Source organism: Pedobacter antarcticus (assembly GCF_900112985.1).
Taxonomy (GTDB): domain Bacteria; phylum Bacteroidota; class Bacteroidia; order Sphingobacteriales; family Sphingobacteriaceae; genus Pedobacter; species Pedobacter antarcticus.
This window is the reverse complement of the sequence record NZ_FONS01000001.1, coordinates 500,957-522,550: the sequence shown is the minus strand read 5'-3', so window position 1 is coordinate 522,550 and position 21,594 is coordinate 500,957. Positions and strand designations below refer to the sequence as shown.

Annotated in this window: 15 protein-coding genes; 6 read left to right on the top strand and 9 right to left on the bottom strand. The window is 40.9% G+C overall.

Annotated elements, in window-relative coordinates; genetic code table 11:
• Nucleotides 1–26: 26 nt before the first annotated feature.
• A complete protein-coding gene (locus tag BM192_RS02185) occupies nucleotides 27–857 on the bottom strand; it encodes an SMP-30/gluconolactonase/LRE family protein (RefSeq protein WP_037444691.1) in 831 nt (276 codons plus the stop codon).
• A 204-nt stretch (nucleotides 858–1,061) separates the two neighbouring features.
• Between BM192_RS02185 and BM192_RS02180 the strand changes: the two genes are divergently transcribed.
• Nucleotides 1,062–3,215: a S9 family peptidase gene (locus BM192_RS02180; protein ID WP_037444689.1), complete on the top strand. Its 2,154-nt coding sequence runs from the start codon at nucleotides 1,062–1,064 to the stop codon at nucleotides 3,213–3,215.
• A 95-nt stretch (nucleotides 3,216–3,310) separates the two neighbouring features.
• The gene (locus BM192_RS02175) at nucleotides 3,311–3,805 is read left to right on the top strand and encodes a hypothetical protein (RefSeq protein ID WP_037444687.1); all 495 of its coding nucleotides are present in this window, start codon (nucleotides 3,311–3,313) and stop codon (nucleotides 3,803–3,805) included.
• Nucleotides 3,806–3,876: 71 nt separating this feature from the next.
• Here the strand turns inward: BM192_RS02175 and BM192_RS02170 are convergent, their stop codons facing one another.
• From BM192_RS02170 to BM192_RS02155, 4 genes are read right to left on the bottom strand one after another with little or no spacing between them, the layout of a single operon-like run.
• Complete coding sequence (locus BM192_RS02170) at nucleotides 3,877–4,743, bottom strand: glycine betaine ABC transporter substrate-binding protein (protein WP_037444685.1); 867 nt, start codon at nucleotides 4,741–4,743, stop codon at nucleotides 3,877–3,879.
• A gap of 18 nt (nucleotides 4,744–4,761) precedes the next feature.
• Nucleotides 4,762–5,592, bottom strand: a complete 831-nt coding sequence (locus BM192_RS02165) for an ABC transporter permease (RefSeq protein WP_037444683.1) — start codon at nucleotides 5,590–5,592, stop codon at nucleotides 4,762–4,764.
• A complete protein-coding gene (locus BM192_RS02160) occupies nucleotides 5,589–6,827 on the bottom strand; it encodes a quaternary amine ABC transporter ATP-binding protein (RefSeq protein ID WP_037444681.1) in 1,239 nt (412 codons plus the stop codon). The genes BM192_RS02165 and BM192_RS02160 overlap by 4 nt, the downstream gene beginning before the upstream one ends.
• 14 nt (nucleotides 6,828–6,841) lie before the next feature.
• Entirely contained in the window at nucleotides 6,842–8,017 is a 1,176-nt protein-coding gene (locus BM192_RS02155; protein WP_201771429.1) for a hypothetical protein, read from the bottom strand.
• A 450-nt stretch (nucleotides 8,018–8,467) separates the two neighbouring features.
• Between BM192_RS02155 and purL the strand changes: the two genes are divergently transcribed.
• Together purL and BM192_RS02145 are read left to right on the top strand one after the other, a co-directional pair.
• Nucleotides 8,468–12,127 (top strand): phosphoribosylformylglycinamidine synthase, encoded by a 3,660-nt coding sequence (gene purL / locus BM192_RS02150; RefSeq protein WP_037444677.1) that lies wholly within the window; start codon nucleotides 8,468–8,470, stop codon nucleotides 12,125–12,127.
• Between the two features lie 10 nt (nucleotides 12,128–12,137).
• Nucleotides 12,138–12,650, top strand: a complete 513-nt coding sequence (locus BM192_RS02145) for a hypothetical protein (RefSeq protein ID WP_037445075.1) — start codon at nucleotides 12,138–12,140, stop codon at nucleotides 12,648–12,650.
• Nucleotides 12,651–12,721: 71 nt separating this feature from the next.
• Here BM192_RS02145 and BM192_RS02140 read toward each other — a convergent pair whose 3' ends face one another.
• The 3 genes from BM192_RS02140 to BM192_RS02130 all read right to left on the bottom strand — a co-directional run bounded on the left by BM192_RS02140 (nucleotide 12,722) and on the right by BM192_RS02130 (nucleotide 18,082).
• The gene (locus BM192_RS02140; protein ID WP_037444675.1) at nucleotides 12,722–13,309 is read right to left on the bottom strand and encodes a DUF4142 domain-containing protein; all 588 of its coding nucleotides are present in this window, start codon (nucleotides 13,307–13,309) and stop codon (nucleotides 12,722–12,724) included.
• Nucleotides 13,310–13,467: 158 nt separating this feature from the next.
• The gene (locus BM192_RS02135) at nucleotides 13,468–14,973 is read right to left on the bottom strand and encodes a RagB/SusD family nutrient uptake outer membrane protein (protein ID WP_170844837.1); all 1,506 of its coding nucleotides are present in this window, start codon (nucleotides 14,971–14,973) and stop codon (nucleotides 13,468–13,470) included.
• 22 nt (nucleotides 14,974–14,995) lie between these two features.
• Nucleotides 14,996–18,082, bottom strand: a complete 3,087-nt coding sequence (locus tag BM192_RS02130; RefSeq protein ID WP_037444673.1) for a SusC/RagA family TonB-linked outer membrane protein — start codon at nucleotides 18,080–18,082, stop codon at nucleotides 14,996–14,998.
• Between the two features lie 477 nt (nucleotides 18,083–18,559).
• Between BM192_RS02130 and BM192_RS02125 the strand changes: the two genes are divergently transcribed.
• The gene (locus BM192_RS02125; RefSeq protein WP_037444671.1) at nucleotides 18,560–19,534 is read left to right on the top strand and encodes a 3-keto-disaccharide hydrolase; all 975 of its coding nucleotides are present in this window, start codon (nucleotides 18,560–18,562) and stop codon (nucleotides 19,532–19,534) included.
• 130 nt (nucleotides 19,535–19,664) lie between these two features.
• Nucleotides 19,665–20,984, top strand: a complete 1,320-nt coding sequence (locus BM192_RS02120) for an amidohydrolase (RefSeq protein WP_037444669.1) — start codon at nucleotides 19,665–19,667, stop codon at nucleotides 20,982–20,984.
• A gap of 47 nt (nucleotides 20,985–21,031) precedes the next feature.
• On the opposite strand, the gene BM192_RS02115 is transcribed toward BM192_RS02120, so the two are convergent.
• Nucleotides 21,032–21,412: a DoxX family protein gene (locus BM192_RS02115; protein WP_037444667.1), complete on the bottom strand. Its 381-nt coding sequence runs from the start codon at nucleotides 21,410–21,412 to the stop codon at nucleotides 21,032–21,034.
• Nucleotides 21,413–21,594 lie beyond the last annotated feature (182 nt).

The window sequence follows — 21,594 nt, the reverse complement described above, 5'->3', positions numbered from 1 at the left end:
TAATAATACGTCTCCCTGCCCGGTTGCTAATTCTTACTCAACTGGTAGGCAGCGACGCTGTTTTTAAAGAACGTCGGTACGTAAACAATCTGCTTTACCGGGTCATAACCGATATCAGCCGCATTGATCTTATCTTTTTGTGTATCCAGCAGTAATTCGTTCCTGCCATCCGCATATACGTAATAAATTAATCCACCCCAGGCTGAGAAAAGAAAATCTCCGTTACCGATTGGTTCTATCCCATCTCCACCATGTGGCAGTCCTGCAATCTTAGTTAGTTTTTTTGAGGCATCGGCCTTTAATAGATTTTTACCGCCGCCAGCAATAAAAAGGTCTGATCCCACTGCCTTAAGGCCATTCAAACCGTCTATCTCTTCAAGATATACAGTAGTCTGCTTGTTTTTATGTTGATGTATGCGTTTTGTTTTTGAATCCGAAACATAGATTACACCTTTGTCGTCTGCGGTCACGTCATTTAAGAATGCCGATCCGGGGATTTCTATACGCTGTTCGATTTTTGAAGAGGGTATGTCTATAATAACCAGATCTGTAATATCTGCGACATATAATTTATCGCCATGTCTGGCCATTCCCTTGGGAGAATTCATTCCGGTAATCCAATCCATATTTTTGACCTTGCCATTCAGGTCAAAAATTGCGACGCCACCTATACTGTCTTTGGTATCGGAAGTCTGTCCCATCACAGCGACAAACAGATGTTGTTCTTTGGCGTCAAATAAGACAGATTCGGGTAAATCAATGGGTGTGGTCGTCTCCCAGATTTTAACAAGTTTAGGTTGCGCTTTCGCCTGCACACTTAATAATGCAATGAGGATAATTCCGAAGAGTTGTTTCATAATCTATTCTTTGATCTTTTAGATAATTGGTTGATTTACTTAAATATAGTAAATTTATGAGACAAGATCCGCTTTCTTGTTAACAGATGGTTAAAAAGGAGGAGTGACCAATGTAAATATGGGGTGAGATTTGTAAAAAACAGACTACAAGCGAAGAATGATTTTAAAAATACTTAATTTTCTGCCCATACCTAAACCTCAATTATGAAGAAACTGATACTTGTTAATTTTTTGATTTTCAGCACTACGGTAGTCTGCTGGTCGCAGACTGGAAAAGATGCTGTTCAGATTACAGACATGCTAAAGATACAGCGTGCCGGACAACTGGATATTTCACCAGACAAAAAGAAGATCCTGTTTACAGTGCAAAAGATTCAACCGAAAGCTATCGATTCAGCAAACTTTGAATATGAAAACCAATTATGGATAGGTGATTTGGGTAAAGATCATAATCTGCGCCAGTTAACTTTCAGTAAAGAGAATCCCGGGCAGGCATCATTTTCTCCGGATGGAAAATCTATTTTGTTTATTCGTAATGTTAATGGCAAAGGGCAGTTTTTTATCCTGCCATTAACAGGGGGTGAGGCCAGGCAGTTGACCACTTGTAAATACGGCGTCGGATCTCCAAAATGGAGTCCTGATGGTAAAAAGGTCGTATTTTCAGTGAATCTTAAACTAAATGACCTGATTTCAGACCTGACCTTGAATCCCAGCCAGCAGGTTCCTGTATGGAGCAGTGAGAAACCTGGATTTGCCAAAAATGATTATTTCTCAATTGGTAAAACTAAGGGAGACCCAAATGGTGATCTAGCCCAGATCAGAGCATACCTGAATAAAAATGAAATTGATAATAAAGCCAAAGTTATTAATAAACTGCAGTTTCAGGGTGAGTCGGCAACCTCTGCTGATATTCAGCTTAGCCAGGTATTTGTATTTGATGTCTCCGGTAAATCTGAGCCTGTTTTAGTCACTCCGGGATTCAATTCCTACAGCGACCCTTACTTTGTAAATAATCAGGAAATACTGGTAAATGGTCGCCTGGATGAAAATGTTTTTCCTGACCGCTCACAGGAGTCCGCTATATATAAAATTAATATTCAGACTAAAGCTGTTAGCACGGTTTTAGGAAAAAAAGAAAGCAGCTACAGGATCGGATCAGTAGCTCCATCGGGTAAGTACCTTGTTTATGGAGTGTCTGAAATCGGAAAGCCTAGTGTGGGAAAAGTATCTGTTCAGGATCTTGGATCAGGAAAAGATATCAGTACAATTCAGCTGGATCGTAATCTGAATGGGTTCAAATGGTCAGATAAAGAGGATATACTTTATTTTACAGCCCAAAGCAATGGCGGCGTCCCTTTATACAAAACAGCGGTTAGAAATGGAATAGTGAGTAAACTATCTGACGAATCTGAAGGAATTGAAGATTTTGTATTGGGTGAAAAATCGTTTATTTACAGTAAAACCAGCGTGCAGAACCCCTCAGAACTGGAAATTGCCGATGAACAATTTAAAAATACGAAGGTAATTACCGCTTTAAACTCAGGTTGGCTGGCACAAAAGAACATAGTTTTACCAGAAAAACATACTTTTAAGAATGATGCTGGCATGGATGTGGACTATTGGGTTATGAAACCAGCTAATTATCAGTCCGGTCAAAAATATCCTTTATTACTGGAAATTCATGGTGGACCAAGTGCGATGTGGGGCCCGGGAGAAGCAGGAATGTGGCATGAATATCAGTATTTCTGCTCAATGGGTTACGGAGTAGTATATAGCAACCCTCGTGGTTCAGGAGGTTATGGAGAGCAGTTTCTCAGGGGGAATGTAAATAATTGGGGTGAGGGTCCGATGAACGATGTAATGGGCGCATTAGACAGGACTGTTGCTGAAGGCTGGGCAGACACCACTAAACTGGTGGTTACCGGCGGTTCTTACGCAGGTTATCTGGTCAGCTGGATAGTTGGACATGACCAGCGTTTTAAAGCTGCTTGTGCGCAGCGCGGAGTTTATGATCTTAAAACCTTTTTTGGGGAAGGAAATGCCTGGCGGTTAGTACCTAATTATTTCGGTGGCTATCCATGGGAAGAGACCGCAGGTAAAACTATCGAGCGTGAGTCTCCGATCAATTACGTCGCGAATATTAAAACCCCGCTTATTATATTTCACGGAGAAAATGACCTGAGAACAGGGGTTATCCAAAGTGAGATGTTGTATAAGAGCTTAAAAGTTTTAAACAGACCGGTTGAATACGTAAGACATCCTGGTGCTACACATGAAATTACGCGGAGCGGTGACAACAGGCAACGCATTGATCAAATGCTGCGTACTTATGAGTTTTTCGAGCGTTTTATTCATTAATTGAAAGCTTACAGTTTGAAAATTCTGGTATAATTATTATTATTACATTGTTTTATAAGTTTATCTCAAGCATTTTTTTGAATAACAAATATCAAATGAAAAAAATAATTCTGACTGTCGTTCTGATGTCTTTCTCTGTTTATGGTTTCTCCCAGTTTAAAGTTGGCCGTTCTAAAGAGGAAGTGAAAGCAGACAAAGATAAAGTGACACCAAAAAGGATTGGAGTTAAGACAACTGCGTTAACTGCAGACTATGAGCTTTATGCTGTCGGAGACGATAAAGAGTTTTTGCGGTATATTACTAAAGGCGGAATGGGAACCGAAATTTATGAAGTGATTAATTTCACAGATATGAAAGAGGAAGCTGATTTTTATAAATACGTCCTCGGGTTATATGACGATTTTAAAGATAATGAGATCTTAATTAACAAGATGAAGATCGTGCCCCGTGAAATGAAATTGCTTGGTATGAAGAATATCATGTTTGACGTATATCCAAAAAGCAATTCTGATTATAAGAATTCTACGATCATGTTGTCAAAAAAAGCCTGGGTTAACTTGTTTAAAAACTCCAGAATCCATAAATTATAAATGCAAAATAGAAACGCCTCCTCATTAATTAAAATGACGAGGCGTTTCTTACAGCACAACAAATCAAATCACTAATTAACTGCTTCTGTTTTAATAAAGGAACTGAGTTGTCTTTCCAGATCCTGGTTTTGCTCCAGCCATTTTTCAACAGCTGCCTTATCATCACCTGCGCCAGCGAGCTCACCCATTAAAGAGCCCAACTGGACTTCATTCAATTTAAAGTTTCTGAAAAACGCAGTTACTTTTGGATTAGAGCGGATAAAATCTTTGTTGGCAACAGTTTGAATAGTTTCTACATCGCCAAAAATACCTTTAGGGTCTTTTAGGAATTTCAATTTATAATTGCTGAACATATAATGAGGAGACCATCCTGTTACTATAACAGGGGTACCTGCATCAATGCTTTTTTTAACAGTAGCCATCATAGCTGCTTCACTGGCGGACTGAAGTTCCAGTTTTAGGCCATAGGCTTTAATAGCTTCTTCTGCTTTGTTCATAATGCCAGCGCCGGCATCAATACCCACTATTTTACCATTAAATAACGCAGCATTAGTATTTAGTTCATCTATGCTGTTAATGTTTACAGATTCGGGTACAACGAACCCGATGCGGGCGTTGTCAAAATTAGTACCAAGTACCTCCAGCTTCGCACCGAATTTTTCGAGATATTCCTTGTGAGTTACCGGCATCCAGGTGTCTAGAAATACATCGGCATCCCCACCTGCAACGGCTGCGAATACAGGTGCGACGTCTGCATTTTTCAATACTACGGTATAACCTTCTTTTTCCAATAGTACCTTAGATAACTGTGTCATTGCCACTCCTTCTGCCCAGTTCACATAAGCAATAGTTACTTTCTTATCGTCATTTTTTGGACTGCATGCATACATTGATGTCAATATAACAGCGACGAATATTCCTATAATTAATTTCTTCATGTGTATTCTATTTTTTGATTAATCAGATATTTTAACTTTTTTTGAGCCGAATGATTGTGTAATTCTATCCAGTATAATCGCCAGGATCACAACGGAAATACCACCTTCGAATCCAATCCCTATTTTTAATTGTGTAATTCCTTTTAAAACAACTTCACCTAATCCGCCCGCTGCAATCATGGCGGAAATAACTACCATGGACAGGGCCATCATAATCGTTTGATTTACACCTGCAAGGATAGTCGGCAGGGCGAGTGGCAATTCGACTTTAAATAATAACTGTCTGGATGTTGCGCCAAAGGAACGCGTTGCCTCTACAATATCTTCTGGTACCTGGCTTATCCCGAGTGTAGTTAAGCGTACGGCCGGCGGCATGGCAAATATAATTGTTGCAAATGCTCCGGGAACTTTACCTAATCCGAAAAACAGTACTGCAGGAATCAGATATACGAAGGCTGGCATAGTTTGCATGAAATCCAGGATTGGTCTGATGATCTTTTTAGCCATTGGATTTTTTGCTGCCCAAATGCCAACAGGAATTCCCAGTAGAAGGGCAATAAATGCAGAGGAGAGAATCAACGCTAGCGTTGCCATCGTCTGTGACCAATACCCCATAGCCCAGATGAGCGTTAGTCCAAATAAGGTTAAAATAGTAACACCCATTCCTGTTCTTTTCCAGGCCAGGAATGCTATAAGTAATATAATTACGTAGAAAGGTGGAAACATAAAAACCCATTCTACACCGTTCACTATCGATTCGACTACAATCTTAATGGCGTCAAAAAGACCTGAAAAATGCAGTGTCAGCCAGTTTATAAATTGTTCTATATAAGGTCCTATATGTATCATATAATTTCATTTTGTAAGTTATCAATTGAATTTCCTGTGATATTCTCCCAGGATGTTCCTGTAGTTTCAATTAGCAGGGAGGTCTGTGCGACAATACCCAGTAATTTACGGGTGTCTTTGTCAATGATCGGAACAGCGCGGCCGTTCTCTGCTATAAATGGAAGCATAGTTTCTACAGTTGTTTCCGGATAAGCCACGGGAATATCAGTGATAATAGCCGCTTCAATCGTATGATGACCTTTTGCTTTAATCTCCAGAATATCTTTCAGGTAAACAAAACCAAGAAATTCTTTGTCAGTGGAGACTGCGGGCAATGCTGTGAGGCCCGAACTACGCATCTTACGCAGGGTACCCTCGACACCGTCTTTTCTGAAAATTGCGACTGTCGGTTTTTCGAACATCAGGCTTGCTGCAGTAATAATAGACTTACGGTCAACTTTTTCCACGAATGAAGACACGTAGTCTGTAGCTGGGTTTGTCAGAATCTCTTCCGGAGTACCAATCTGGATGATTTCACCATCTTTCATGATGGCAATTCTGTCTCCCAGACGTATAGCCTCATCCAGATCGTGCGTAATAAATACAATCGTTTTATGCATGGTTTTCTGCAAATCAATTAACTCATCTTGCATTTGAGTCCGGATCAGCGGATCAAGGGCGGAAAAAGCTTCGTCCATGAGTAGAATCTCAGGCTCATTAGCCAAAGCCCTGGCCAAACCGACCCTTTGCTGCATACCTCCTGAAAGAGCAGCAGTTGGCTGGTTCTCATAACCCTGCAAAGAAACAAGCTCAATTACTTTCTTCGCTTTTTCCTCGCGTTCTTTCTCCGGAATATCCTGTAATTCTAATCCGAACGCAACATTTTCGAGTACAGTACGATGCGGGAGTAAACCGAATTTCTGGAATACCATTGCCATTTCTTTACGGCGTACATTTTGCAGTTCTTTATCACCCAGGCTGGTAATATTTACCTCGTTAAGTATTACATTTCCAGAAGTTGGCTCAATAAGCCTGTTCAGACAGCGTAAAAGACTGGACTTACCACTACCGGATAGACCCATGATAACAAAGAATTCGCCTTTTTCAATTTCGAACGCCGCATTTTTAACAGCTACTGTGCATCCGGTTTCTTTCAGGATTTCTGCTTTAGTACTTCCTTTCTTTAATAGCGAAAGGGCCTCTTCTTTTTCTTTTCCAAAAATAAGGGTGAGGTCTTCTATTTTAAGTATGGACATTTCTTTAGTTTATATTAGAAGTAATAACCGATATTAATATTAAACCGGCTGTGCCATTTGGCATCCGGATTACCTTGTGCAAGGCCATTTTGCCATTCAGGACCTAACCAGGGTTGGTTTTTCCCTGCTGCCCAGTCTATATAAGTAACCAGGTTACCTGCGGCAATCATGCATCCTGCAACATTCATCTGGGTATCTGCATAACCTTGCTGTGGTTTTTGCATATAGGCGTAATTCTCGTAGAACGTGATATCTGTAACCGGGCCAATTTTTACCGGTTGTTTGTACGAGAAAGAAGCAGTATGAATTGCTGCCTTACCCGCCACGGTGTACGACGAACCATATGCTGCCAGGTCTACAGTACTGTTAAATCCAGCGGAATCTGCAGGATTATAATGATAGTACATCGATTGGAGCTTAACATTAAGCTTTCCAAAAGTAAGATCTGTGTGTAATGCTGCCGCCCATCGGGTACCCATGTTACCGGTTGGTATATTGTATACACCACCAATCATGCCGGAAATGCCTATTTGCTTATCTTCAGCAAGCATATAAGCGGTTTTTATATTACCCTGATTAACTTCTTTATTCCTTCCGGCGACATCATATGAGTATCTGGATGGATCTGTTTCAGTCTGGTCGCCAAAGTTAAGTTCCATTGCATTTTTAAAGAAAGCGATATCATATACCCAGCGATTCCGCTGTTGGTGAAATTTAACACCCATTGAGAATTTATCTTCAAATCCAAGATAATAGGGGAGATTAAAAAACCAGTTGTGGGAGTTGTAAGTAGTGTTTCCGAAGGGATTCTGTACCAATCCGAAATCTAATTGCGTTCTGTTATCTACATGATAGCGGACATAACCTTCTTTTAAAAAGCCTCCGCCAAAATCTTTTGAATAAAATCGGTATTCCGCATGCAGGTCTAACTTTTTAAATGCCGCATCTGCATTGATTCTAAACATGTCCAGGCCGAAATCTCCGCCTCTTTTGACCTGTTCCTTTTTCCAGGTGGAGAGGTTGTAGTTGAATCTTAAGGCTCCACCAATCTTCAATGTAGGTTTTTCTGGTCTGTTTTCCACCAAACTGGTGTCTGTTGCGACCATAATGCTATCCTGAGCAAAACTTGCGATGGGAAGGAAGAGTGTTAATCCAAGGTATTGTAATTTGTATATGAATTGTTTAATCATAAAATAGTTTAGATATGCCAGCCTAATTGCTGCATATAAAAAATGCTTTAAATAAACATTTGTATTGAAAAATCAGGGGGCAATCCCCAAAGACATTTAACCAGATAAGAAGCTGCTCCTGACAAAAACACGAACCCTAAATAGGACGGGTACAGCGGTGGTTTAAATGAAAAACGATGCAAAGGTAGGCAAAAATAAGTTAATAGGCAAATATTTGTTTCAAAAGGATGTTTTTTAACCCAATAAGCAATATGATTATGATTTTTGTTTTTGCTGTAAATGACGCCTTATTTTACTTAAACCCAGTAAAATGGAAATTGAGCCTTTGTGTCTTCATCATGGATTTTAAAATTTATATGAACTGGAAAACACGTCAGATAAATGCTAATTATTCACCGTTTTTAGGTACAACGTGTAATTTTGGTTAACTTTGCGGCATAAAATAAAACCATGATTTATTTCTTTTCCAACGAGAGCAATACTGTATTTGCTGTACAACTAGAACGAACCCTCAATTCGTCTGATATTTCGAAATTAGCCTGGCTGTTTGGCGATGCCAAATTGAATGAAGAAAATTCCCTGCAAGGTTATTTTATCGGTCCGCGTGCTGCGATGATTACTCCATGGAGTACAAACGCTGTGGAGATTACTCAAAATATGGATTTGCATGGTATCGTAAGGATTGAAGAATTTCAGGTTTCTGCTACGGAAACTCAAGATTTTGACCCGATGTTGCTGCAGTTGTACAATGGATTAAACCAGGATATTTTTACAGTAAATATTCAGCCGGAAGCAATTTTGGCGATAGGGGACATCGCTGCTTACAATCAGCAGGAAGGTCTGTCCTTAAGTGAAGAGGAAATAGATTATCTAAATAAATTATCAGAGAAACTTGGCCGTGAATTAACCGACTCGGAGGTCTTTGGATTTTCGCAGGTCAATTCAGAACATTGCCGTCACAAAATATTTAACGGAACATTTGTAATTGATGGGGTAGAACAACCAACCTCCCTTTTTAAAATGATCCGTGAGACTTCAGCAGCAAATCCTAATGGCATTGTTTCTGCTTATAAAGATAACGTCGCATTTGTAAAAGGTCCTACCGTTCAGCAGTTTGCACCAAAACGTGCAGATGTACCTGATTATTACGAAATTAAAGACTTTGATTCAGTAATCTCTTTAAAAGCTGAAACGCATAACTTCCCGACAACTGTCGAGCCATTTAACGGGGCTGCTACTGGGTCCGGGGGGGAAATCAGAGACAGATTAGCGGGCGGACAAGGCTCATTGCCTTTGGCAGGTACTGCAGTTTATATGACCTCTTTTTCACGCCTTCTGGCAGATCGTCCCTGGGAAAAAGCGATGGAAGAGCGCAATTGGCTATATCAGACACCAATGGATATTCTGATCAAAGCGTCTAATGGTGCTTCAGATTTCGGCAACAAGTTTGGGCAGCCATTAATCACAGGCTCTATCCTAACCTTCGAACATGAAGAAGATGCAAGAAAGCTTGGTTATGATAAAGTGATCATGCAAGCTGGTGGTATTGGATACGGAAAAGCGAGTCAGGCTAAAAAATCTACTCCGGCTGTGGCAGATAAAATTGTCGTACTTGGTGGTGAGAATTACCGGATCGGGATGGGTGGTGCAGCAGTATCATCTGCAGATACCGGTGCAATGGGCTCAGGTATTGAGTTGAACGCAATTCAGCGCTCTAATCCGGAAATGCAAAAAAGAGTTGCAAACGCTGTCAGGGGAATGGTTGAAAGTGATCATAATGCTATTGTATCAATTCATGATCATGGTGCAGGCGGCCACTTAAATTGCCTGTCTGAATTAGTTGAAGAAACAGGCGGTAAAATAGATTTGGATAAATTACCGGTAGGGGACCCAACTTTGTCTGCAAAAGAGATTATTGGGAATGAATCTCAGGAACGTATGGGATTGGTTATTGGTAAAGCAGATGTAGAAACACTGCAAAAGATTGCTGACCGGGAACGCGCACCGATGTATACTGTCGGCGAAGTTACAGGCGACCATAGGTTTACTTTCGAATCGGCAACCACCGGTGCTAAGCCAATGGATCTGAAAATGGAAGATATGTTTGGCAGTTCTCCTAAAGTGGTTATGCAGGACCAGACTATAACAAGAAAATATGAACCGGTTACTTATGATATTTCACAGATAAATACTTATCTGGAAGCTTTGCTTCAATTGGAAGCTGTGGCATCAAAAGATTGGTTAACAAATAAAGTAGATCGTTGTGTAGGTGGCCGTGTAGCTAAACAACAGTGTGTCGGACCATTACAGTTACCTTTAAATAATTGTGGGGTGATGGCTCTGGATTTTCAGGGTAAAGATGGTGTGGCAACTTCGATTGGCCATGCACCACTCTCTGCACTGATTGATCCGGCTGCAGGTAGCCGTAATGCAATTGGAGAATCGCTTTCGAACCTGGTTTGGGCACCGCTTAAAGACGGATTGGACAGTGTTTCCTTATCTGCAAACTGGATGTGGGCATGTAAAAACGAAGGTGAAGATGCCCGTCTTTATGCAGCAGTTAAAGCTTGTTCGGAATTTGCTATAGATCTTGGCATTAATATTCCAACCGGGAAAGACTCGCTTTCCATGAAACAAAAATATAAAGACCAGGAAGTAATTTCTCCGGGTACTGTAATTATATCAGCAGCCGGACATTGCGACGATGTAAAAAATATTATTGAACCGGTATTCAAAAAGAATGGTGGGGCAGTTTACTATATTAATTTATCTGGAGACGAATTTAAACTGGGTGGCTCTTCTTTTGCTCAGATCCTGAACAAGATTGGAGAATCTACACCAGATATCCTGGATGCGGGTCAATTCAAAAACACTTTCAATACGTTACAGGAGCTAATAAAAGCAGGTAAAATTCAGGCAGGCCATGATATTGGCAGTGGTGGTTTAATCACAACACTGCTCGAATTATGTTTTGCAGACAGAAACCTGGGTGCAACAATTGACTTGAGCACATTAGGTAGCCAGGACATTATTGCTAAATTATTTGCTGAAAATATCGGTATAGTATTTCAGGCTGATAATTCCGCGGAAGAATTACTAAATGCAAGAGGAGTGATCTTCCATGAAATCGGACAGGTAAATGCTGAAGCAAAACTGCAGGTTAAAGATGCTGCAGGTGAATGGAGTTTTGACATAGATCAACTGAGAGATGTTTGGTTTACCACCTCTTACCTGCTGGATCAGAAACAAAGCGGACCGGTAAAAGCAAAAGAGCGTTTTGATAACTATAAGAATCATTTGCTTCAATATAATTTCCCTGCGTCATTCGACGGACGGAAGCCGGTTATTGACGAGACTAAACCGAGACCGAAAGCAGCGGTATTACGCGAGAAAGGATCTAATTCCGAAAGAGAGTTGGCTAATGCGATGTATCTTGCTGGTTTTGATGTTAAGGATGTACATATGACTGACTTGATCTCCGGAAGAGAGACTCTGGAAGATATCCAATTTATAGGTGCTGTTGGCGGTTTTTCGAATTCGGATGTATTAGGTTCAGCAAAAGGCTGGGCAGGTGCTTTCCTTTATAATGAGAAAGCCAAAACGGCTCTGGAGAACTTCTTTAAAAGAGAAGATACGCTTTCTGTTGGTGTTTGTAATGGCTGCCAGCTTTTTGTAGAGCTCGGCCTCATTAACCCTGATCATGAGCAAAAACCTAAAATGCTGCATAATGACAGTCAGAAACACGAAAGTGGATTTACTTCATTAACGATTCAGGAGAATAATTCAGTAATGCTTTCAGATCTTGTCGGAAGTACTTTAGGTGTATGGATCTCTCATGGTGAGGGTAAATTCCAGTTACCTTATACTGAAGATAAATATCAGATTGTAGCTAAATATGGTTATGATACGTATCCGGCAAACCCGAATGGTTCAGACTATAATACTGCTATGTTATGCGATAACTCAGGAAGACACCTGGTAATGATGCCGCATATAGAGCGTTCTGTATTCCAGTGGCATTGGGCGAATTATCCGGAAGGACGTAATGACGAGGTTTCACCTTGGATCGCTGCCTTTGTGAATGCGAGGAAATGGATTGAGAATAAATAACATCAAAACTATGAAAAACTATCATTTTCTCTGGTCTGCCGCGATATTATCGCTGGCAGCCTGTACAACGGCTAATAAAGCTGGTTCGACAGCCGACTCTGTTTTAACTCAAACTACTGTTGCTTCTGTAGATAAGGGCATTTTCGCTAAAATGCACATGAAGGATGAGCTGAAAGCAGGAGATTCGCTATTGCTTGACTTTACTGTCTATAACGGTTCAGATACTGCTATGAAATTTTGTAAATGGCACACGCCGTTTGAGCCGCTGATGAGCTCCTATGTGGAGATTAAAGGTGAAAATGGGGAAGAGGCTGCGTATAGTGGCGCAATGGCAAAAAGAATCATGCCACCTCCCGCAGACAGTTATATTACTTTGAACCCGAAGGATAGCCTGAAGACAAAAGTAAACTTACTAAAAGCGTATAGGATCGAAAAGCCGGGAAAATATACGGTGAAATATACTGGTGAAAATATGAGTGGTATTGTGGTGAAAGACAGCGTCACTTTTGTATACAAACCCTAATAGGGCATAAAAAAACTGGCCGGAATAATTCGGCCAGTTTTAAAAAATTAATTAATATCTGTTTATACAGCTTATTTTAACGTTTTCTGGATTTTTGTAATCATATCCAGATGCGTTTGAACAACAGGAGCTGTTTTAGCGGCAAAAGATTTCAAATCTGCATCTTTTCCGTCTTTAGCTTCCTTATTCATTAGATCTAAGGTGCTTTTGTGTCCGTCTACCATTGCATCAGTGTAAGCTTTATCGAAGTCAGCTCCCGATTTCTGTTGCAAATCATTCATTTTCTTCTGGTGTTCTTCATCTACCATTCCAGGAAGCGTAATGTTTTTCATTTTAGCCACAGCCATCAATTCTGCATTTGCCTTTCCATGATCGTTAACCATCATATTAGCAAATTCTTTTAGCTGTGCATTGCTCGTTTTTGTAAGGGCTAGTTTTCCCAATTCAACTTCTGCCATACCACCTACAGCTGCTTTAGTCGCAAATTCGGCATCCGATTGATCAACAGCAATTCCGCCAGTAGCCATTTCATTAGACGTAGTGTCTTTTGTTTTGTTTAAACTGTCTGCAGTTTCTTTGGCATCTTTTGTGCCGCTGTTACATGCCTGAAATGCAAACGAAGTTGCAGAGATGGCAAGGACATAAATTAACTTTTTCATAGGGTTAGATTTTTGTTTGATCTACAACACCCCAGTTCATAATTAGTTTACAAAATTTTCAACTAATTGAAAATCATGCGTATAATCTATTATTTTTACATGAAAAAAGCCTGGGCGATTTAAATTCCCAGGCTTCTCCAAACTTGTAGTAAACACTTTTACTTGTTGATATCAGGATTAGTGTTCAATTCCGACTGTGGAATTTTAAATAGATAGTATGGGCTGTTGGGCACGAATGCAGACCCATCTGGAAATTTCAAAGTAGTATGCGGTCTGGTGCTGACGGACTGAATATTTCCGTTTTTATCTTTGACATTTATTTTCACAGGCTGACCTGTTGCGTCGGTATAAGGTTTTCTAACTACCGCTGTCTGGGTTCGTAAGATATCTGATAGTGCAAAACCTTCGCCCCAAAGTTCTTTTCTGCGTTCTACAAGAATCGCATCAATTATAGAAGTCGCTGTATTACCGGAAGATGAAAACGGCGCAGCGTTCCGTACTTGTCTGAGTTCATTTAAATATTGAACTGCAGAATTCAAATCTCCATTTCTAGCTGAAGCCTCTGCCTGAATAAGCGTCATTTCCGAGGAACGCATTAGCACAATATCACCTGTCTCGTCGGGGCGGAACTTAAACTTTCCGTAACGCAGATAACCCTCTCTGCCTGCCTGTTCGTCCCAGGAAAACAATTTGGATCTGATGTCATTGTCTTCAAATAATAATTTGAAGTTTGGATCTGCCATAAAGCTATAATAATAAGAATTTGGTGAAGTTACATCTAGAAAATGGAATGAATAACTTGCCGTATTCTGGTCTGGCTGCTGCCCGTGCCCCCAGATCCATTCTCCATTAGTAAGGTCATTAAACCCTGCAGCATAGTTTGCAGCAGACATGTAGCTGTAATTTTTACGTGCTTCTGCAGCACTTTTAGCTGCTGATGCCCATTTACCTGTATTTAAAAATGTCCTCGCCTGTAGACCATGTACAACGTCCAGATTGATCTTGTATTTGGCGCCACCTGGTCTGGTATAATTCTGAAGCAATGTCTCGGCCTCCGCAAGGTCTGCGTTTATCAAAGTATAAACTTCTTCCAGGGTGGATTTAGGTTTACCCTGCGTTTGTGAATTAGTGGGCTGAGTATAAATTGGAACTGCTTTTGCATTCGGGTCTTTTAGGTAGGAGAATTGATAATATGTTGCCAATGTCAGATAGCTGTTTGCACGTAATGCCAATGCCTGACCTTTGATCTGTGCTTTTTTCTCTGCTGATCCTTCTGCTGCATCAATTCTGGTTATAATATTATTACAGTTGTTAATCACCTTGTACAAGATGGTCCAGATGGCATCAAGCCGGGTCTGGTTATTTGCAAGCGTAAATTCATACGCATCCCTGTAGCCGTATTTATTAGTGATAATTGCGACATCGTCGCCCATGGCATCACTGGTACGCAGAATAGTGGAGTATCCGGGGTTGGCATAGGTGAAATAGGTGTCGTTCATATAAGCCCAGGTACCATTTAAAACTTTTTCGATATTGTTCACATCACCATAGATCAGTGACTCTGAAACAGCAGTGGTCGGAGTGGTAGTGAGCTCCTTTTTACATCCTGAGGCCACAAGGAGTAGAACAGCGGCAAACAGGGGAGTTATGATATTAATTTTCATGTGGATTTCAATTAAACTGGTGTTAGAAAGTGAGATTAACGCCTGCAGAGAAAGTTCTCATGGCCGGGTAGCGAAAATAGGTTGCCCCGTTTACGGTTTGTTCCGGGTCCATTCCTTTATGACCGTAAAAGGTCAGCAGGTTCTCTCCGGATAATGTAAATCTCAGGTTGTTAATGTTCATTCTGCTTACCATTGCTTTTGGTAAGCTATAACTCAGGCTGACGTTCTTCAGGCGTGCATAGGTGGCATCATATAAAAAACGTGTTGACGTTTGTGTCCAGCCCAGGTTATCTGTAGTTAATCTGGGTACATTTGTGTCTGTGTTTTCCGGTGTCCAGTGATTAAGCATTTCCACAGACCAGGTTCTTCCGGGACTATTTCCATTGTGCATCATTGAGGTATAGTCTCCATCAAGTATCTTACCACCCAGGCTGTAAGATAATAATGCAGAAAGTTCAAATTGTTTATAGGTGAATGTATTGCTGATACCACCCACTAAATCAGGTAATGCACTTTTTTGAACATATTGGGTAGCTTCAGAATAGGTTTCGGTAACTACCTTCTGACCTTGTCCATTATTTTTATACCACTGTGGATTACCATTTTCTGGATTTACCCCTGCCCATTCCCGGAGGTAAAAATCATAGATCGAACCGCCGATTCTCAGGAGTTTATTTCCGGAGATCAGGTTATCCTGCGGTAAGTCTGTAATCTTGTTTTTGAAGTATGTTGCATTAATGCCGAATGTCCATCTGAAATCTGTCGTGCTTATCGGAACTGTATTTAACTGAATCTCAATTCCTGTGTTTTTTAAGGAACCTATATTAGCGTCAATTGAACTAAATCCTGTTGAATTTGGCATAGCTTTACTAAACAACAGGTCTTTTGATCTTCTGTTAAAGTATTCTATGCTACCACTGATTCTGTCTCTGAATAGGCCAAAGTCCATACCGATATTCAGGTTCAGGTTGGTTTCCCATTTCAAATCGGGAGTGGGAAGTCTGGAAGTCACCACGCCATTCTCCCCTAAATTATTTCTGATGGCATATAGAGCATCGTATGCATAGTATGTACCAATATTATCATTTCCCTGAGCACCATAACTGGTTCTGAATGTAAGGTTGGTCAACCATGTTTTGTCTTGTAAAAAATCTTCTTTCGAAGCTCTCCAGGATGCACCTACAGACCAAAATGTACCCCATCTGCGGGCTGGTGAAAATCTGGATGAACCATCTGTTCTCAGGGAAGCCGAAAGCAGGTATTTGTTTTTGAAATCATACTCTGCCTTACCCAGAAAACTCAATAACATATAATCAACGGATGATCCATTAAAGCTATTCAATTGAGCTGCTGCATCCGGTTCAAATAGGTCTGGCAGAACAAAATTCTGTCTGCTCCCCGAAATACTACGTGAATTATATTTGTAGATCTCATGACCCGCTAGCAGATTTAAGTGATGATCTTCATTAAAAGTCTTTTGATAAGTAAAAATATTATTCCAGGTCCAGGAGTAAATTCTTCTGCTGCTTTTTGAAACCGATCCTCCGTTTGCAGCGCCTCCACCTAATAATGGATTGGTGTAATAATGATCATTCATTTCTGAGTAATCCCCGCTATAGGATGTTTTGAATTTAAGTCCTTCAGCTATGTCAGCTTCCATAAATGTTCTGGCAGATACATTGTCCTGCAGGATTTCGCTTTTATCCAGTCCTACAGTTGCTGCGAGATTACTTCTTGGAATTGCTGAACTTGGTCTATAATCTCCGAAGTCATAAACCTTATTTCCCGATGCATCCAGCCGGTAACCTCCATCGACATTTCTCTGATAAACAGGATAGAAACTCGGTACAAGTCTGGAGTAATTAATTACATTACCGGTATTGCTGTCTTCAGATGTCGGGTAGTTCTGTGTAGAGCTTGAGGCTGAGATGTTCAGGCCGACCTTTAACCATTTTTTGGCTTGAGTAGTCAGATTTATCCTTGCGTTGTATCTTTTATAACCTGAACCCAGAGCAATTCCTTTGTCATTGAGGTAACCACCGGAAATGAAATATCTGGTGGTTTCGTTTCCTCCGCTGAAACTCAGATCGGCTTGTGTGCGTAAAGAAGTCTGTTCCATTTCTTTACCCCAATTATCATCCCATAGCGGTGCTGCTCCTGTAACTATTTTGCCATCTGCGCCAACTGGCTGAGGGTAGGCCGCTCCATAGGGGTTAATTCCCAGGTCTGCAATTAGTTGGTTACTGGCGTTTTGTCCGGCCTGTACGTCGTTGATGCCATTGGTTAATTGTTTGTTTTTAAGTGCGAGCCAGTAGCTTTCAAAATACTGGTTTGTGTTCATCTGCGCATAGTCTTTCACAGCACGGTTAGATACACCTTGACTAAAGTTGGCACTGATCAATGTTTCTTTGGAGTTTTTGCCGGATTTGGTGGTTATAATGATTACACCGTTCGCTCCTCTGGAACCATAGAGTGCACTTGATGCTGCATCTTTAAGTACACTGACGGATTCTATATCATTTACATTAATCGAATTGATATCTCCGGAGAAAGGATTTCCGTCTACTACATATAAAGGTGCACTTGATGCATTGATAGAGCCAATCCCCCGGATCCGGATGTCGGCAGTGGTACCTGGCTGACCACTGGACGAGGTTACCTGTACACCAGGAACCATTCCCTGTAGTGCTTTAGATACGTTTGAAACTTGCCTGTTAGCAAGTTGTTCCGACTTAATCTGTGATACTGAACCTACATAACTTGCTTTTGAAGCTGTTCCATAAGCGACTACTATAACTTCATTCAGGGCATTGGAAGAGTTGTCCAGGCTGATATTCATTGGCGATCCGGAGGTGCCAGTTAATTCTTTAGTCTTGAAACCGAGGTAGGATACAATCAAAACAGGCTCGTCGGACTCCGATGAGATGGCAAATAAACCATTTTGGTCTGTTGTTGTTCCTGTTTTAGTGCCTTTGACTAAAATACTCACACCGGGTAGTGGGATTTGCGTATTACTTTCGAAAACCTTTCCGGTTATCTTTTTAGAGGATTGCGCGTAACCCAGATTGATACTGAGAAACAGAAGTAGTATTGGTAAAAATACTTTCATAATTTGATAAAATTGGTGCATAGTATACCATTGCCGGAGCCCGAAGGATGGATACGATATTTGAGAAAAATAGTAGGGTTTTAAATGGCTGTCCGCTGTTTAAAAATTACGGCAGCAGCGATGATGCTGCAAAATAAAGGGGGGGTAATAGGGCATCACATTCGGGAATCTTGAATCGGCTTGTAAAAATAAATTCATCATTATTTGTTTTTTTGAGTGTGTGGTGCCATTGAATGGTAAGCTCAATGTGCCGTTTTAATAATTTAAAAGCATTTCAGTTTAGGTTTGCAATATTAGATAAATTCTACCGGCTAGGTATAGTTAATATTTTTTCTGATTTAAAAATGACAAAGTTTATTGGGCTCAGCTTTGATTTATTAGCTGAGAACTTTAGAAAATCTTATCTTACCGATGAGTAAGTATTTTAACTTTAACTCTTTATTGTAATAAATCTATTTAAATCATAAAATCACTGATATGAACAAGAAATTTATAGTTTTAGGCCTGACCAGCCTTTTATCTGTTGGATCTGCCAGTATTCTGCTCGCGGCAAACCGTAATCCGCAAACATCGTCAGCAGAAACGGTTGCTGATTCTGAATTAATAGGAAGATGGGATATTACTATGGACGACAATGGGAAACCTGCGCCTTCATGGCTGGAAGTGAAGCTTTCTGGAAACAGGATACTAGTTGGCAGCTTTGTTGGTGCTTCAGGTAGTGCAAGGCCGGTTTCAAGAGTAAAACTAGATGGTCAGAAGTTTAGTTTTAGTCTTCCGCCCCAGTGGGAAAGCGGAGATAATGACTTTGTCATAGAGGGGGAGCTGTCAGGTGGGGAAATCCGTGGGACGATCACAACCAGTGAAGGTAAAAAACATACTTTCACCGGGCAGAGAGCGCCATATCTTAACCGGACAGGTACGGTATCATGGGGTAAACCGATAGCGCTGTTTAATGGTAAGGATCTGACCGGCTGGAAAGCATTGGGACAGAATCAATGGATTGTTAAAGATGGTGTGCTGACCAGTCCTAAATCTGGAGCCAATCTGATCTCTGATGAAAAGTTTACAGATTTTAAGTTACATGTAGAATTCAAATACCAGAAAGGTAGCAATAGCGGTATTTATCTCAGAGGTCGTTACGAAGTTCAGATCGAAGACAGTCCTGCTGACCTGCATCCTGCGAGCGTGCTGTTTAGCGGTATCTATGGATTCCTTGCGCCGAATGAAATTGCGGCCTTGGGGCCGGATCAGTGGCAGTCTTATGATATCACATTGATTGGCCGTAAGGTAACTGTGGTTGCCAATGGCAAGACAGTGATCACAAATCAGGAGATCCCTGGTATCACCGGAGGGGCTTTAGACAGCAAGGAGGGGGAACCCGGACCAATTTATATACAGGGCGATCATGGTCCGATTGAGTTTAGAAAAATTACGATTACACCTGTTAAATAATTTTAAAACTACATCAGCTAAGTTTCAGCTGATGTAGTTTTTCTGTTTTTTATAAAAAGGACAAGTCTTGTCACCATTTGAATAGTATTATTCCGAATTATCCTTGATAAATTTGTTCTTTTAACCCGATATGAACAGAAAGAACTTTTTATCCTTATCTACCGGCATGGTTGGTGCCGGCCTCCTGGCTGGTGTACCCAAACCATTAGTGGCCATGACAGCGTTTACTGGAAGCAGTAACAAAGCGGGGAATATCACGCTTAAAAACGTTTTGCTGGAAACTGGATTTGAATCAGATGAGTTTGAAATAACTGCTACTAAAACAGCATTGTTTGTTGTGGAAATCCGTGATGGAAAAATCTTCAGCATACAGCCGAACTCAGATTCGAAGGATGCTGTGGACGCGAAGGGGTATCTTATGCTTCCTGCGATGAAAGATATGCATATCCATCTGGATAAAACTTTTTACAGTGGTCCGTGGAAGGCAAGGTCTAAAAAACAGAAATCTATTGTTGACATGATCCGACTGGAGGAACAGATTATCCCTCAGTTATTGCCTCATTCTACCGAAAGGGCAGAAAAGATAATCGAGTTACTGCAGTCTCAGGGCACAGACTTTGCCCGCAGCCATTGCAATATCGAACCTACTTCAAAGTTAAACTCCTTAAAGAATCTTCAACAGGCCATCTTGAATAAGAAAAACTCGTTCGGAGTAGAGATTGTTGCTTTTCCGCAACATGGACTATTATACTCAAAATCTGAGGGGCTGATGAAGGAAGCTGCACAGCTGGATATAGATTTTATAGGCGGCCTGGATCCTACATCTATTGATCGGGATATGATTAAATCAATGGATCTGACCATCCGCCTGGCACTGGATTACAAAAAGGGAATTGACATTCACCTGCATGAATCGGGTGAATCGGGTCTGGAAACTATCGAATATCTCACTAGACGCGTGATGGAGAATCCAGCGCTGAAAGGTAAGACATTTGTTAGCCACGCCTTCGCTTTAAGCAGACTGGAAAAACCTAAACTGGATCAGGTATGTGCAAATCTTGCCGAAGCGGGTATTGGTATCATATCTACCGTGCCGATAGGGAAATCTGTGATGCCTATACCAACTTTGTACAAACATAAGGTAAGGGTAATGACAGGTACGGACAGTGTAATTGATCATTGGTCTACTTTTGGCTCTGGCAATATGCTGGGAAAAGCCAATTTGCTTGCACAGCTTTATGGCTGGTCGGACGAACTGGCACTGTCCAGATGTCTGCGAATTGCAACCGACGATATTTTGCCGCTGGATGACAACGGTAAACAGTTATGGCCGAAAGTTGGTGATGCAGCTAGTTTTAACCTGTTTAAGGCAAGTTGTTCTGCTGAAGCAGTGGCGCGTATACCGCCATTGCGTGCCAGATACTATAAAGGGGTGGAACAGCAAATTTGATATCCTGATTATGATCCCTGCCACGAACTCCAGCGGCAGGGATTTTTTTATGCAGGAACCGTACTATTCAGTTTGTGATAAGAGGAATAGGAGACCAGCAGGACGATAAACATTACAATCGGACTGTACCACATACCGCCAACTCCGTCTACGGCAAGAATAGCAATAAATGCAGAGATAAAATCTATACCGAAAGCTACATAAGTCCATTCCTTTAACCGCTTCGGGAAAAGAGGTACAATGAGTATAATACCGCCAATGAACTTAGCGATGCCTAATTCCCAGTGAAACCATAAAGGAAGACCAAGGTGTGCTGTGCCATCTAATGCCATTTTACTGTTAAGGAAAAAAATACCTGGGATGATGAATATGGCCAGTATCCCTGTGCTCACCCAATACGTAATTTTTGTTTTTTTTGATTCGGTCATAGGTCTTTGATTTTTTTTAAATCTCTATATTAATATACGAAAAAATCAGGGGAGTATGAGCCAATAATAAGGGCTGTAAAGGACATTGAATTTCATAATCCTGACCTGGAAAATTCCCCGGACGGCGACGGGATCAGGATCGATAAAAAAGTAAGCCGTAAGACTTATTACGCCGATAATCA

Coding starts and splice junctions, on each gene's coding strand:
- BM192_RS02140 (WP_037444675.1), bottom strand. CDS start 13,309: ATGAAAAAGTTAATTTATGTCCTTGCCATCTCTGCAACTTCGTTTGCA.
- BM192_RS02120 (WP_037444669.1), top strand. CDS start 19,665: ATGAACAGAAAGAACTTTTTATCCTTATCTACCGGCATGGTTGGTGCC.
- BM192_RS02185 (WP_037444691.1), bottom strand. CDS start 857: ATGAAACAACTCTTCGGAATTATCCTCATTGCATTATTAAGTGTGCAG.
- BM192_RS02165 (WP_037444683.1), bottom strand. CDS start 5,592: ATGATACATATAGGACCTTATATAGAACAATTTATAAACTGGCTGACA.
- BM192_RS02180 (WP_037444689.1), top strand. CDS start 1,062: ATGAAGAAACTGATACTTGTTAATTTTTTGATTTTCAGCACTACGGTA.
- purL (WP_037444677.1), top strand. CDS start 8,468: ATGATTTATTTCTTTTCCAACGAGAGCAATACTGTATTTGCTGTACAA.
- BM192_RS02175 (WP_037444687.1), top strand. CDS start 3,311: ATGAAAAAAATAATTCTGACTGTCGTTCTGATGTCTTTCTCTGTTTAT.
- BM192_RS02170 (WP_037444685.1), bottom strand. CDS start 4,743: ATGAAGAAATTAATTATAGGAATATTCGTCGCTGTTATATTGACATCA.
- BM192_RS02135 (WP_170844837.1), bottom strand. CDS start 14,973: ATGAAAATTAATATCATAACTCCCCTGTTTGCCGCTGTTCTACTCCTT.
- BM192_RS02155 (WP_201771429.1), bottom strand. CDS start 8,017: ATGATTAAACAATTCATATACAAATTACAATACCTTGGATTAACACTC.
- BM192_RS02145 (WP_037445075.1), top strand. CDS start 12,138: ATGAAAAACTATCATTTTCTCTGGTCTGCCGCGATATTATCGCTGGCA.
- BM192_RS02130 (WP_037444673.1), bottom strand. CDS start 18,082: ATGAAAGTATTTTTACCAATACTACTTCTGTTTCTCAGTATCAATCTG.
- BM192_RS02115 (WP_037444667.1), bottom strand. CDS start 21,412: ATGACCGAATCAAAAAAAACAAAAATTACGTATTGGGTGAGCACAGGG.
- BM192_RS02125 (WP_037444671.1), top strand. CDS start 18,560: ATGAACAAGAAATTTATAGTTTTAGGCCTGACCAGCCTTTTATCTGTT.
- BM192_RS02160 (WP_037444681.1), bottom strand. CDS start 6,827: ATGTCCATACTTAAAATAGAAGACCTCACCCTTATTTTTGGAAAAGAA.